The organism is Rhodopseudomonas sp. WA056 (assembly GCF_010906995.1).
Lineage (GTDB): Bacteria > Pseudomonadota > Alphaproteobacteria > Rhizobiales > Xanthobacteraceae > Rhodopseudomonas > Rhodopseudomonas palustris_G.
This window is the reverse complement of record NZ_QPFS01000008.1, coordinates 57,247-71,172: the sequence shown is the minus strand read 5'-3', so window position 1 is coordinate 71,172 and position 13,926 is coordinate 57,247. Positions and strand designations below refer to the sequence as shown.

The 13,926-nt window shown below is 65.3% G+C and carries 8 protein-coding genes; 5 read left to right on the top strand and 3 right to left on the bottom strand.

All coding sequences use genetic code 11. The annotated features are described in order from the left end of the window. A partial coding sequence (locus DU475_RS03530; protein ID WP_164630705.1) for an SPOR domain-containing protein occupies positions 1-1,454 on the bottom strand: 1,454 nt, incomplete at its 3' end. A 167-nt stretch (positions 1,455-1,621) separates the two neighbouring features. Here DU475_RS03530 and glmU point away from each other — a divergent pair. The 3 genes from glmU (at position 1,622) to DU475_RS03515 (ending at position 5,947) form a co-directional block, all read left to right on the top strand. Continuing rightward, complete coding sequence (gene glmU / locus DU475_RS03525; RefSeq protein WP_164630704.1) at positions 1,622-2,980, top strand: bifunctional UDP-N-acetylglucosamine diphosphorylase/glucosamine-1-phosphate N-acetyltransferase GlmU; 1,359 nt, start codon at positions 1,622-1,624, stop codon at positions 2,978-2,980. A gap of 126 nt (positions 2,981-3,106) precedes the next feature. Next, positions 3,107-4,933 (top strand): glutamine--fructose-6-phosphate transaminase (isomerizing), encoded by a 1,827-nt coding sequence (gene glmS, locus DU475_RS03520; RefSeq protein WP_013502548.1) that lies wholly within the window; start codon positions 3,107-3,109, stop codon positions 4,931-4,933. Positions 4,934-5,143: 210 nt separating this feature from the next. Next, positions 5,144-5,947: a DUF502 domain-containing protein gene (locus DU475_RS03515; RefSeq protein WP_164630703.1), complete on the top strand. Its 804-nt coding sequence runs from the start codon at positions 5,144-5,146 to the stop codon at positions 5,945-5,947. A 150-nt stretch (positions 5,948-6,097) separates the two neighbouring features. On the opposite strand, the gene recG is transcribed toward DU475_RS03515, so the two are convergent. Beyond that, positions 6,098-8,200, bottom strand: coding sequence for an ATP-dependent DNA helicase RecG (gene recG / locus DU475_RS03510; RefSeq protein WP_164630701.1), 2,103 nt, complete (start codon positions 8,198-8,200; stop codon positions 6,098-6,100). Positions 8,201-8,355: 155 nt separating this feature from the next. Here recG and DU475_RS03505 point away from each other — a divergent pair, with 155 nt between their 5' ends. Further along, complete coding sequence (locus DU475_RS03505) at positions 8,356-8,646, top strand: FAD assembly factor SdhE (protein WP_013502545.1); 291 nt, start codon at positions 8,356-8,358, stop codon at positions 8,644-8,646. Then, positions 8,643-12,161 carry a transcription-repair coupling factor gene (gene mfd / locus DU475_RS03500; RefSeq protein ID WP_164630699.1) on the top strand — a complete coding sequence of 1,173 codons (3,519 nt, stop codon included), beginning with the start codon at positions 8,643-8,645 and terminating at the stop codon, positions 12,159-12,161. The genes DU475_RS03505 and mfd overlap by 4 nt, the downstream gene beginning before the upstream one ends. 187 nt (positions 12,162-12,348) lie before the next feature. On the opposite strand, the gene DU475_RS03495 is transcribed toward mfd, so the two are convergent. Beyond that, positions 12,349-13,794: a serine/threonine protein kinase gene (locus DU475_RS03495; protein ID WP_080964124.1), complete on the bottom strand. Its 1,446-nt coding sequence runs from the start codon at positions 13,792-13,794 to the stop codon at positions 12,349-12,351. Positions 13,795-13,926 lie beyond the last annotated feature (132 nt).

The following is a 13,926-nucleotide window of genomic DNA, read 5'->3' as shown; positions in this document are numbered from 1 at the left end:
GGGGGAGGCGGTGGTTCGGTCTGCAATGTAACGCGCTCGCGATTCCGGCGGACCGGGCGTTGCTGCACCGGCTGCGGCGTCGCGGCGGGTGCGATCATCGGCAGCCGCTGGCCGTCATACACCGACGCTTCGCAGGCGCGATCGGCGCTGCCGAGCGCGGCGCAGGCCTTGGCGGCCGCCGCCGCATCGGCGAACGGACCGGCGACCAGCCGCAACTGCGCGGCGTTGCCGCTCTCCTTGATCATGATGATCGGCTGCAGACCTTTCAGCGCCTTCTGCTTGGCCAGCTTCCGCCACAACCCGCGCAGCCCCTCGACGGTGTTGGCGGCGCCGAGATCGATGCCGAATTCGGTGCGAGGAGCCGGAACCTCCTCCGCTGCCTCGGGCTCGTCGGCGGTATCCTCGGAGGTTGCGGCCTTCGGCCCCACCAATCTGGCCGCCCCCGGATCGGGCGGCGCCAGAAGCGAACGCGACGGCATCAGCGGCGTGGTCGAGATCATCGCAGCGGCGACATTCTGCACCGCCGGCTTTTCCGTCGGGGCCGGCTCGAGCCGACGCTTCTCGAGGTGAGGCCGTTCCTGAGATTTTTCGGCTAACGGCTTGTCGTCAGGCTGTTTTCGGATCTCCGATGAGGTCGCAGGGGCGCTCGGCGCAGCGGTGTCCTCCGGCTTGGGGAGCGGCAGTGGGACGGCCGCGGCCTGGACGGTTGCCGCCGCAAGAGTCCCAGGCGCCGGAGCCCCAGCAGGCGGAGTCCCGGCAGGCAGAGTCCCGGAAGCCTGCGCCACCGCAGCCGGGAGCGGCTCGATCGCACCCGGCTTCTTGGCCGGCGCCGCAGAGGCGCTCGACCTGGTGTCGACGGACTTCGGCTCGACCGACTTGGTGTCGACGGGCTTAGTGTCCAACGGCTTGGTGTCCAAGGGCTTGGTGTCGAGCGACGCGACCGCGGGGGCCGGAGCCGGCTCCTTGGCCGGGATCTCGGGCAGCGGGTTCGCTGCCGCCTTGTCGGCGGGCTTGTCGGCGCTGCCGGGCTTGTCTGCGCCCGCGTGCGGTTTGGCGTCGCCGGTCCGCACCCGCGCGATCGACCCGGTGATCGAATCCAGATTCTGCTCGAGACTGCCGACCCGGGCGAACAGCCGGTCGCGGTCGCTGTTCAGCACTTCTATCGCGGCCGCCAGCCTGGTGCTCGCGGTCTGGGTTTCCTTGGCGAGGCGCTGGATGGATTGTGATTGCTGGACGACCTCGGCCGCCGCGGACTGCTCGCGGCGCCGGTCCGTCACGTTCTGGACCGCCATCACGGCGAGCACCAGCGCGCCGAGCGAGGCGGCCGCCCACGAGCCGAGCCGCCACTTGTCGCGGGTGTCCAGCTCTTCCTCGTCGGCCAGCAGCCGCGTCAGCCAGCCGCCCGGTTCCTCGGTGGCGAAGCTGTCTGCCAGATCGTCGGTCTTTCTGGCCATCGGATGGTCTCAAAGCCTTGGGGCGCGCAACGCGAATCAGTTCGCCGAGAGTATCAGGGAATTGCCTTTTTCAGGTGCCCGGCGCCGGCTGCGCTGCTGGGAAAGCGGTTTCCACTTCGCCGCAAAACCCTCTATGACGGCCGCGTCGTCACAATACGGATTTTGATATGACTGCCAGAACCAGCCTGACGATCGTGCTTGCTGCCGGCGAGGGGACGCGGATGCGCTCGTCGCTGCCGAAAGTGCTGAATCCGGTCGCCGGCCGCTCGTTGCTCGCCCATGTGCTGAGCGCGGCTCCGCACGGCGAGCGCGACCGGCTGGCGGTGGTGATCGGCCCGGATCATCAGGCGGTCGGCGACGAGGCCAAGCGGGTCCGCGCCGACGCGACGACCTTCATTCAGGCGCAGCGGCTGGGCACCGCGCATGCGGTGCTGGCCGCCAGAGAGGCGCTCGCCGAAGGCGCCGACGACGTGCTGGTCGCGTTCGGCGACACGCCGCTGATCTCGGCCGAGACGTTCGCCCGGCTGCGTGAGCCGCTGCGCGGCGGCTCGTCGCTGGTGGTGCTTGGCTTCCGCGCCGCCGATCCGACCGGCTATGGCCGGCTGGTGGTTCAAAACGGCGAGCTGGTGGCGATCCGCGAGCAGGCCGACGCCAGTGCGGACGAGCTGAACATCACGCTGTGCAACGCCGGCGTGATGGCGATCGACGGCAAGATCGCGCTCGACGTGCTCGGCAAGATCGGCAATGCCAACGCCAAGGGCGAATACTATCTGACCGATGCGGTCGGCATCGTTCGCGACCTCGGCCTGACCGCCAGCGTGATCGAGACCGGCGAAGACGAGGTTCGCGGCATCAACACCAAAGCGCAGCTCGCAGAAGCCGAGACCGTGATGCAGACCCGGCTGCGCCAGGCGGCGATGGCAGCCGGCGTCACTCTGATTGCGCCCGAGACCGTCTATCTCGCCACCGACACGATGTTCGGGAAGGACGTGGTGATCGAACCGTTCGTGGTGATCGGCCCCGGCGTGTCGATCGGCGACGGCGCCGTGATCCATTCCTTCTCACACCTCGCCGACGCCAGGATCGGCGCCAAGGCGCAGGTCGGGCCCTATGCGCGGCTGCGTCCGGGTACGTCGCTCGGCGACGGCGCCAAGATCGGCAATTTCGTCGAGACCAAGGCCGCGCAGATCGACGCCGGCGCCAAGGTCAATCATCTGACCTATATCGGTGACGCCCACATCGGCGCGTCCGCCAACATCGGCGCCGGCACCATCACCTGCAATTACGACGGCTTCGACAAACACAAGACCGAGATCGGGGCGGGCGCTTTCATCGGCTCGAATTCGTCGCTGGTGGCGCCGGTCAAGATCGGCGCCGGCGCCTATGTCGGCTCCGGCTCGGTGATCACCAAGGACGTGCCGGATGACGCGCTGGCGGTCGAGCGCAACGATCAGCGGCTCAAGGACGGCTGGGCCAAGCGTTTCCGGGATGCCAAGTCTCGCCATCGCAAGCCGAAGGCGCATTGATGCCGGCGGTTTGGCTTAACCTTGTGTCAAATCGCAATAATTGTTGACTACCAAGGCTTTCACAGAAGCCGCTAGAAGTCGGGAGCGTCGGCAGGTCGTCCGGCGAACTGGGGATCATTCAACCGCATGTGCGGCATCATTGGAATTCTGGGACGTGGACCGGTCGCCGAGCAACTGGTCGATTCGCTGAAGCGGCTCGAATATCGCGGCTATGATTCCGCCGGTGTTGCGACGCTGGAAGGCGGCGAGCTGGTCCGGCGCCGTGCCGAAGGCAAGTTGAAGAATCTCGAAGCGGTGTTGAAGAAGCATCCGCTCGCCGGCCACGTCGGTATCGGCCACACCCGCTGGGCGACCCACGGCAAGCCGAACGAGATCAACGCCCATCCGCATGCGGCCGCCGGAGTTGCGGTCGTGCACAACGGCATCATCGAGAATTTCCGCGAACTGCGTGACGAGCTCGAGCGCGGCGGCGCGGTGTTCGCCAGCGAGACCGACACCGAGGTGGTGGCGCATCTGGTCAATTCCTTCATATCGGAGGGGCTGTCGCCAGCGGATGCTGTGAAGGCGGCGCTGCCGCGGCTGCGCGGCGCGTTCGCGCTGGCATTCGTGTTCAAGGGGCACGATGATCTGATGATCGGCGCCCGCAAGGGCTCTCCGTTGGCGATCGGCTATGGCGACGGCGAGATGTATCTCGGCTCGGATGCGATCGCGCTGGCGCCGCTGACCGACGACATCAGCTACCTCGACGACGGTGACTGGGTGGTGCTGACCCGCAAAGGCGCCGAAGTCCGCAATGCCAAGGGCGATGTCGTTCAGCGCGAGGTGATGAAGTCGGGCGCTTCTTCCTTCGTCGTCGACAAGGCCAATTATCGTCATTTCATGGCCAAGGAGATCCACGAGCAGCCGGAGGTCGTCGGCCATACGCTGGCGCGCTACCTCGATATGGCGAGCGAGCGGATCGCGTTGCCGATGAAGCTGCCGTTTGATTTCAAAGACATCCGGCATCTGTCGATCACCGCCTGCGGCACCGCGAACTACGCCGGCTACGTCGCGAAATATTGGTTCGAGCGCTTTGCGCGCTTGCCGGTCGAGATCGATATCGCCTCCGAATTCCGCTACCGCGAGGCGCCTTTGCATGGCGGCGATCTGGCGATCTTCATCTCGCAGTCGGGCGAGACCGCCGATACGCTGGCGGCGCTGCGCTACGCCAAGGAGCAGGGGCTGCACACGCTGTCGGTCGTCAACGTCCCGACCTCGACCATCGCGCGCGAAAGCGAGGTGGTGATGCCGACCCTGGCCGGCCCTGAGATCGGCGTCGCCTCGACCAAGGCGTTCACTTGCCAGCTCACGGCGCTGGCGGCTCTCGCGATTGCGGCGGGCCGTGCCCGCGGCACCTTGAGCGATGCCGACGAGGCCAAGCTGGTGCATGGTCTGATCGAGCTTCCCCGGCTGATGGCGGCCGCGCTGACGCACGAGCCGCAGATCGAGCGGCTGGCCCGCGACATCGCCAAGGCGCAGGACGTGCTGTATCTCGGCCGCGGCACGTCCTATCCGCTCGCGCTCGAGGGGGCGCTGAAGCTGAAGGAAATCTCCTACATTCATGCCGAAGGTTACGCCGCCGGCGAACTCAAGCACGGTCCGATCGCGCTGATCGACGAGAAAATGCCGGTGGTCGTGATCGCGCCTTACGACCGGGTCTTCGAAAAGACCGTCTCGAACATGCAGGAGGTCGCCGCGCGCGGCGGCCGGATCATCCTGATGACCGACGCCAAGGGCGCCGAAGAGGCCACCGTCGAATCGGTGGTGACGATCGTGATGCCCGACATGGCCGCAGCCTTCACCCCGATGGTCTATGCCATTCCGGTGCAACTGCTCGCCTACCATACCGCCGTGGTGATGGGGACCGACGTCGACCAGCCGCGCAATCTGGCAAAATCGGTGACGGTCGAATAGGCAATTCGCCGTGTTGAGGCTGTCTGTCCACACCGGCCGGTTGTTGCCCGGCCGCCGACCCCCTATATCTGGCTCCGAGGCAGGGCGCCGACGTGCCGCGATCGACACTGGCCGGGTCGTTTCGATCGCACACTCCATCGGAGCTCTGTTACATTGAAAGTTGCGTCGGGCCGCTGGCCGCGACGCCCGTAGCACCGACCTGGACTCCTGATGAACGACAAGCTGTCGCCCCCGCCCGGTGAGACCCCGCAGGACCCGCCGCGCGGCGTGATGGCCCGGGTCCGGAACTATTTCCTGACCGGCCTGATCGTGGCCGGGCCGGTGCTGATCACCTTCTACCTGACCTGGTGGTTCGTGAACTGGGTCGACGGCTTCGTTCGGCCGCTGATTCCGCCGGACTATCGCCCCGAAACCTATCTGCCGTTTGCGCTGCCCGGATCGGGTCTGGTGATCGCCTTCGTCGCGCTGACGCTGCTCGGCTTCCTGACCGCCAATCTGATCGGCCGCACCCTGGTCGACCTCGGCGAGCGGCTGCTTGGCCAGATGCCGGTAGTGCGCGCGATCTATCGCGGCTTGAAGCAGGTGTTCGAGACGCTGTTCTCCGGCAGCGGCAACAGCCTGCGCAAGGTCGGACTGGTCGAATTCCCGTCGCCCGGGATGTGGTCGATCGTGCTGATCTCGCTGCCGCCCAACCAGGAGGTCGCCGGCAAGATCCCGAACAAGGACGAGCACATTTCGGTGTTCCTGCCGTGCGCGCCGAACCCGACCACCGGCTTCTTCTTCTACGTGCCGAAGAGCAAGGTGATCCCGGTCGACATGAGCGCGGAAGAGGCGGCGACGCTGATCATGTCTGCCGGTGTGGTGCAGCCGGGCTCCGATCCGCAGAAGAAGATCGCGGCGCTGGCCGCGACCGCACTGGCCGCCAAGAAGGCCCGCGATCCGGACGAGCCGGAATCGGCGTTCTCGCGTCGGCGGGTCAAGCCGCCCGAGAAGGCGTCCGACAAGGTCGACTAGTTAGACTTCATCTCCACATTCGTCATTCCGGGGCGCTCACGCAGTGAGCGAACCCGGAATCTAGAGATGTTCTGCGTGCGACTACGTTCCACCAACTTCGGGATTCCGGGTTCGCGAGCTGCGCTCGCGCCCCGGAATGATGCTCGGTAACTAACCAGCTCCCAGCAGCGGAATGGCTTCGTCGCGTTCGTAGAGATACAGCAGGCAGCGTAGCGCTTCGCCGGACGGGCCTTCGAGCTTGGGATTGTCCTTCAGGATCCGCAGCGCTTCGTCTCGCGCCTGGGTGATGAGCTGCGCATGCACCTCGGAGCGCGCGATGCGGTAGCCGGGCAGGCCGCTCTGCCGTGTGCCGAGCACGTCGCCTTCGCCGCGCAGCTTCAGGTCTTCCTCTGCGATCCGGAAACCGTCGGTGGTGTCGCGGATCACACGCAGCCGTGCCCCCGAAAGCTCACCCAGCGGCTCGCGATACAGCAGCAGGCACGTCGAGGCCTCAGCTCCGCGGCCGACCCGGCCGCGCAGCTGATGCAGTTGCGCGAGGCCGAACCGTTCGGCGTTTTCGATCACCATGACGGTGGCTTCGGGCACGTCGACGCCGACTTCGACCACCGTGGTGGCGACCAGCACGCTGATCTCGCCGCGCGCGAACTGGCCCATGACGTGGTCCTTGTCGCTGCCGCGCATCCGGCCGTGCACCAGGCCGACCTGATGGTCGCCGAAGCGTTGCCTGAGCGACTCGAAGCGTTGTTCGGCGTCGGTGAGTTTGACGTTCTCGGATTCCTCGACCAGCGGGCAGATCCAATACACCCGTTTTCCCGCGGCGATCGCGCGGCCGATGCCGTCGATCACTTCCGGCAGACGCGTGTCGGACAGCGTGCGGGTGTCGATCGGCTGGCGGCCGGCAGGCTTCTCGCGCAGTTCCGAGACGTCCATGTCGCCGAAGTAAGTCAGCACCAGCGTGCGCGGAATCGGTGTTGCGCTGAGCACCAGCACGTCGACGTCGGCGCCCTTGCTGGTCAGCGCCAGCCGTTCGCGCACGCCGAAACGGTGCTGTTCGTCGACCACCGCGAGCGCCAGCGATTTGTAGATCACGTCGTCCTGGATCAGCGCGTGGGTGCCGACCAGGAAATCGATCTCGCCGCTTTCGAGCCGCGCCAGAATCTCGCGGCGCTCCTTGCCTTTCTCGCGGCCGGTCAGGATCGCGACCTGCATGCCGGCGCGTTCGGCGAGCGGCGCGATGGTCTTGATGTGCTGACGGGCGAGGATTTCGGTCGGCGCCATCAGCGCCGCCTGCTTGCCGGCCTCGGCGACGGCCGCGGCGGCAAGCAGCGCCACCACGGTCTTGCCGCTGCCGACGTCGCCCTGCAGCAGCCGCAGCATCCGCACCGGCTGGAGCAGATCCTCGGCGATCGCTGCGGCGGCCTGCTGCTGCGAATTGGTCAGCGCATAGGGCAGCGCGTCGATGATCTTGTGCCGCAGCCGTCCGTCGCCGGCGTTGCGGCTGCCGGCAGGGCGGCGAAGCTGCGCCCGCACCAGCGCCAGAGCGAGCTGTCCGGCGAGCAGTTCGTCATAGGCGAGCCGCGACCAATACGGCCCGTCCGGCAGAATGTCGGTCGGCTGATCCGGGATGTGGACGTGCTTCAGCGCATCGGCGAACGAGGGAAACCGGCAGCGCCGCAGCACCTCGGGGCTGATCCATTCCGGCAGCGCCGGCAGCCTGGTCAGTGCCTGCGCTACCGCGCGGCGCAGCGCGCCGATCGCCAGTCCCTCGGTCAGCGGATAGACCGGATCGATCTGCGGCAGCTTGGCGAAGGCTTCCTCGTCGACGACGCGGTCGGGATGCACGATCTGCAGCGTGCCGTCGTAGAGCTGGCCGGTGCCGGAGACGTAGCGCTTGGCGCCGACCGGCAGCAGCTTCTGCACATAGTCCGGCTTGGCGCGGAAGAACGTCAACACCACGTCGCCGGTGTCGTCGCTGGCATAGACCAGATACGGCGCGCGGGAGCGGCCCGGCGGCGGCGCGCGGTGGCGATCGACCGTGACCTCCAGCGTCACCACCGTGCCCGGCACCGCGTCGCGAATCTTCGGCCTGGCGCGCCGGTCGATCACGCTGGTCGGCAGATGCAGCAGCAGGTCGGCCAGCCGCGGGGTGTCGTCGCGATCCAGCAGATAGCGGAACAGCTTGTCCTGTTTCGGTCCGACGCCGGTGAGGCTGGTGACCGGGGCGAACAGCGGATTGAGCAGAGCAGGGCGCATCGAACCAAGGCGGGTGGGATGGGCGGTTGTGCGCAGGGTTGGCTGCATTTGCCGCCGATTGCAATGCGTCCGTGCGGGCTGACAGCGGCGATTGTGACGGCTATACCAGCCTCGCCCGGCACGTCCGGGCTTTTGGCGTTGAGGTGGATTTCGACATGACGGGCACGACACGGTCGAGCGGCGGGCTCGACGACCGCCGCAAGCGGCTTCTGTTCCGCTGCTGGCATCGCGGCACACGCGAGATGGATCTGATTCTCGGCCAGTTCGCCGACGCCGAGATCGGCACCTTGTCGGAGGCCGAGCTGGACGAGCTGGAGCGGCTGATCGAGGTCAACGACCACGATCTCTACGCCGCGGTCGCCGGCGGCGACACGCTGCCCGCCGAGTTCAAGGGCGGCCTGTTCGAACGGATCAAGACCTACGGCCATCAGGACGGCGCCGTATGAAGACTCCGAGCAGGTCGCCGGCGGAACAGCTTGCCCCCGGCAAGGCGCTGACCTTCGCCAACGTCGCCGAGGGCGCCGAGGGACTGATCGTCGCCGATCTGGCCCGCGCGGTCGCGGCCAAGCCGAAGGCGCCCGCTGTCAGCCTGACGGTTATCTGCCGCGACGGCCCGCGGATGCAGCAGCTCGCGCGCAGCCTGGAGTTCTTCGCGCCCGATCTCGAGGTGCTGCAGTTTCCGGCCTGGGACTGCCAGCCTTATGACCGCGTTTCGCCGCACGCCGGCATTCTGGCGCAGCGCGTCACCACGCTGGCGAAGCTGTCGCGGTTGACCGGCAGCGACAAGCCGCTGATCGTGCTGACCACGGTCAATGCCGCTGTGCAGCGGGTGCCGGTGCGCGAGATCATCGCCGCGCAGGCGCTGTCGGTGGCGCCCGGCAACGTCGTGCCGATGGATTCGATCGTCGCGTGGCTCGAACACAACGGCTACAGCCGCGCCTCCACGGTGCGCGAAGCCGGCGAATACGCGGTGCGCGGCGGCATTCTCGATCTGTTTCCTGCCGGCCTCGACCAGCCGGTGCGGTTCGACTTCTTCGGCGACCAGCTCGAATCGATCCGCACCTTCGATGCCGAGACCCAGCGCACGCTGCACACCATGCGCGGCCTGGACCTGGTGCCGGTGTCGGAATTCCAGCTCGTCACCGAAACCATCCGCCGGTTCCGGATGGGCTATGTCGCCACCTTCGGCGCGCCGCACCCGGACGATCAGCTCTACGCCGCGGTCAGCGAAGGTCGCCGCCATCCCGGCATGGAGCACTGGCTGCCGCTGTTCCAGGAGCGGATGGACACGCTGTTCGATTACCTGAAGGCAACGCCGGTCGCGATCGAGCCGCAGAGCGAGGACGCCGCGCGCGAACGCTTCAAGCAGATCGCCGACTATTACGACGCCCGCCGCGAAGCGATGGACCAGCCCGGCTCCGGCGCGATCTACAAGCCGCTGCCGCCGGATCAACTCTATCTCACCGACAGCGAATGGACCGCGCGGCTCGAAGGCGTTGCCCTGGCGCGGCTGACGCCGTTCGCGCTGCCGGATGACACCAGCGACGTGATCGATGCCGGTGCCCGTGCCGGCCGCAACTTCGCGCCGGAGCGCGCGGACGCCAACGTCAACGTGTTCGAGCAGCTTGTGGCGCACGTCTATGCGCTGCAGGCGGTGCGCAAGAAGGTCGTGATCGCGCTGTGGAGCGAGGGCTCGCGCGACCGCATGGCGAGCATGCTGAAGGACCACAAGCTGGTCGCGCTCACCAGCGTCAATTCCTGGCGTACCGTGCAGGCGACGCCGCGCAACGAAACCATGCTGGCGGTGGTCGGGCTGGAGTCCGGCTTCGAGACCGACGCCTTTGCAGTGATCACCGAGCAGGACGTGCTCGGCGACCGTCTGGTGCGCCAGCGCAAGGCCAGCAAGAAGCTCGACAACTTCATCTCCGAAGTCACCAGCCTGTCGACCGGCGATATCGTCGTGCACGTCGAGCACGGTATCGGCCGCTTCGTCGGCCTGCAGACGCTCCAGGTCGGCGGCGCGCCGCACGACTGTGTCGAGTTGCACTACGCCAACGAAACCAAGCTGTTTCTGCCGGTCGAGAACATCGAATTGCTGTCGCGCTACGGCTCCGACGGCACCACGGTCGAGCTCGACAAGCTCGGCGGCTCGGGCTGGCAGGCGCGCAAGGCCAAGCTGAAGAACCGCATCCGGCAGATCGCCGGAGAACTGATCAAGGTCGCGGCCGAACGGCACTTGCGCGAGGCGCCGAAGCTGCCGATCCAGCCGCAGCTCTATGACGAGTTCTGTGCGCGCTTCCCCTACGACGAAACCGAGGATCAGCTCGCGGCGATCAACGCGGCGCTCGGCGATCTGGAGAAGGGCACGCCGATGGACCGCCTGGTCTGCGGCGACGTCGGTTTCGGCAAGACCGAAGTGGCGCTGCGCGCGGCGTTCGCCGTGGCGCTCGACGGCAAGCAGGTCGCGGTCGTGGTCCCGACCACGCTGCTGGCGCGGCAGCACGCCAAGACCTTCACTGAACGCTTCCGTGGCTTCCCGGTGCATGTCGGCCAGGCGTCGCGGCTGGTCAGCGCCAAGGAGCTGACCCAAGTCAAGAAGGGCATCGCCGACGGCACGCTCGACATCGTGGTCGGCACCCACGCGCTACTCGGCAAGTCGATCAAGTTCAAGGATCTCGGCCTCGTCATCGTCGACGAGGAGCAGCATTTCGGCGTCACCCACAAGGAGAAGCTGAAGCAGCTCCGCGCCGAGGTGCACGTGCTGACGCTGAGCGCGACGCCGATCCCGCGCACGCTGCAGCTCGCCATGACCGGGGTGCGCGATCTGTCGATCATCGCGTCGCCGCCGGTCGACCGGCTCGCGGTGCGGACCTTCGTGGCGCCGCACGATCCCTTGATGATCCGCGAGGCGCTGCTGCGCGAGCGCTATCGCGGCGGCCAGGCGTTCTACGTCGTGCCGCGGATCGACGATCTCGCCGAGGTGAAGGACTTCCTCGACAAGCACGTGCCGGAGATGAAGGTCGCAGTCGCCCACGGCCAGATGCCGCCGGCGGTGATCGAGGACATCATGTCGGCGTTCTACGACGGCAAGTTCGACATCCTCTTGTCGACCACGATTGTCGAATCCGGTCTCGATATTCCGAACGCCAATACACTGATCGTGCATCGCGCCGACATGTTCGGCCTGGCGCAATTGTATCAGCTCCGCGGCCGCGTCGGCCGGTCCAAGCTGCGCGCCTATGCGCTGTTCACGCTGCCGCAGCACAACATCACCGCGCAGGCGGAGCGCCGGCTGAAGGTGCTGCAATCGCTGGAAACCCTCGGCGCCGGCTTCCAGCTAGCATCGCACGACCTCGACATCCGCGGCGCCGGCAATCTGCTCGGCGAGGAGCAGTCCGGCCACATCAAGGAAGTCGGCTTCGAGCTGTATCAGCAGATGCTGGAGGAGGCGATCACCAACCTCAAGGCCGGCATTGTCGACGAGCCGGTCGCGGACCGCTGGTCGCCGCAGATCACCATTGGAATGCCGGTGCTGATCCCGGAGGACTTCGTCGCCGATCTTGCGGTGCGGCTGTCGCTGTATCGCCGGCTCGCCGATCTCGATACCGACGAGGAGATCGAGAACTTCGCCGCCGAGCTGCGCGACCGTTTCGGGCCGCTGCCCGACGAGGTGCGATACCTGTTCAAGATCGCGGCGATCAAGGCGTATTGCCGGCGCGCCAATGTCGAGAAGGTCGACGCCGGTCCGAAGGGTGTGGTCATCAGCTTCCGCGACAACGCCTTCGCGCAACCGGACAAGCTGGTGTTCTTCATCAAGCGCCACGGCGACGCCGCCAAGGTGCGGCCGGACATGAAGGTGGTGTTCTTCCAGGTCTGGGAGACGCCGGAAGAGCGATTGATGGGGACGACCGATATCCTCAAGCAGCTCGCCGACCTCGCCGAGAACCGCAAGGCGGCGTGATCTTTCGCCGCCGTCATTGCGAGGTACGAAGCGACGAAGCAATCCAGCCGCCCGGGATTCCGAGGTGGGTTGCTTCTACGGCTGCGGTGAGAAGGCTGGAGGACTCTTTCGAAGATCGGCATTCGACTGGAAGCTCCAGCACCGACCATATCTGCAGTAAGCGACGTCAGAATACCAAATGCCGCGATTACTCGATGTCCAAATCAAGCGTTCTTTCCGCATGCCGTTGAATATAAGCTCGAAACTGCTCCTCATTTACTTTCTCGTGCCGAGCATCATATGTTTCCGGAGCCAAATTGTACGGTGATCGCGTACTAAAAATTACGAACGAGCCCTTAAGGTAGCGCGTCACAGGTGTTGCGCTGGGTGGAAGGGGCTCGCCGTCGAACTCACCATCGTCCCATGCCCTTGGTGTTACGTACTCTCCGGGCCGAATTTCACAGAGTACTTCATGGTACCCTCTGACTGAAAGGTAACCTCGCTCGGTGCCGGACGTAGCAACGTCCTGGGCCTCGAGCCGAAAGTAGTTCCAGCGTGAACCCTTGCCGAACGACTCGAAGGTTAATTTCTTTGGCTTCAGAATAGTGGGAGTGCCAGCGCTAAGTTTGATAAAGCCGTTTTCGGCCGCGAGCGAAATTCCCGTCACTGTGAATCCCCCTCCATCTGGAAAGAACAGGTGATTCAAGGATGCCGTACGAGACGCAAGCCGAAGCACCGCGCATATTTCTTCAACTCCAAACCAGCTTGCTCGATTCGGTGAACCATATGGAAAGAGCTGGTTCTGAACCTCAACCCATTCTCGCAGATTTCTGCGGTGGAAGTTCTTTTCGATCTCAATCCATTCGGCCAGGCGCGACACGACGCTGGACATAGGCGGTCGATTGGTCGGATCGTTGTCCGTGCAATCGGCGAGTAGTCTGTCCAGTGGTGTGCTGAAGATGTCGCGATGATACTGGCTAAGCGCGAGCATACCAATTGGCGAGTACTGCCCGTCAAACCCGCGAGATTGCCCCGTTAACGCGACCCACAGGGTCTTGGCGAAGGAATATACGTCTGCAGGGCCACCCAGAGCTTTCGACGCATAGCGACGCATCTCAGGGGCCATCGTGTATTTTGGGCCGACATCGCTGCGCTCTTGCGTGATGTCCTTTCGCGCCGGATACTTTACGAGGCCAAAATCCGACAGACACAGTCGTTCGTTCAAGACAAGAAGGTTGGCGGGCTTGATGTCGCGGTGATAAATTCCGCGATTGTGGAGAAGAGCAAGCGTTTGGGCTAAGGGGATAAAGGACTCGACGATCTGGTCCGCCTTTCGATCTCGATTAATTGTGACTGATGGCGCAGCTAATGGCATTACGAACCAGCGCGGCCCTTTGTTAGGATCACGTGGTAATTCGTGTTCAAGCAGTGGAATTATGCCGGGAATGTCCCCCGCCATCTTGAGCGCGGTTATCTCTGCGGTGAACCGGTCGAGAGTAGTTTGGCGGACGTTTCTCAATAATTTGAGAGCGCGATCCGGTTCCCCTGCGCGAGAGACGCGCCAAACGTCGCCATTTCCGCCGCTTCCAATCTGCTCTTTCAGAGTCCAATTGCCGATCTCGTCTCCAGCCCGACGTCGCGCAGTTTTGCTCATGTTACAGATTATCGCTCTACGCGTGAAAGCTGGGTCATAGTAAGTCGATCCATTTTGCCGGGGGCAGTAAGACCTCGGTTCGGCACTGCAACAATCCAGTGCTAGCCCGTATTGCCGCTTCCGTCTGGAGGT

Excerpts from the sequence above, each read along its gene's own strand:
- DU475_RS03505 (WP_013502545.1), top strand. The coding sequence starts at position 8,356 with ATGACGGGCACGACACGGTCGAGCGGCGGGCTCGACGACCGCCGCAAG.
- mfd (WP_164630699.1), top strand. The coding sequence starts at position 8,643 with ATGAAGACTCCGAGCAGGTCGCCGGCGGAACAGCTTGCCCCCGGCAAG.
- glmS (WP_013502548.1), top strand. The coding sequence starts at position 3,107 with ATGTGCGGCATCATTGGAATTCTGGGACGTGGACCGGTCGCCGAGCAA.
- recG (WP_164630701.1), bottom strand. The coding sequence starts at position 8,200 with ATGCGCCCTGCTCTGCTCAATCCGCTGTTCGCCCCGGTCACCAGCCTC.
- glmU (WP_164630704.1), top strand. The coding sequence starts at position 1,622 with ATGACTGCCAGAACCAGCCTGACGATCGTGCTTGCTGCCGGCGAGGGG.
- DU475_RS03515 (WP_164630703.1), top strand. The coding sequence starts at position 5,144 with ATGAACGACAAGCTGTCGCCCCCGCCCGGTGAGACCCCGCAGGACCCG.
- DU475_RS03495 (WP_080964124.1), bottom strand. The coding sequence starts at position 13,794 with ATGAGCAAAACTGCGCGACGTCGGGCTGGAGACGAGATCGGCAATTGG.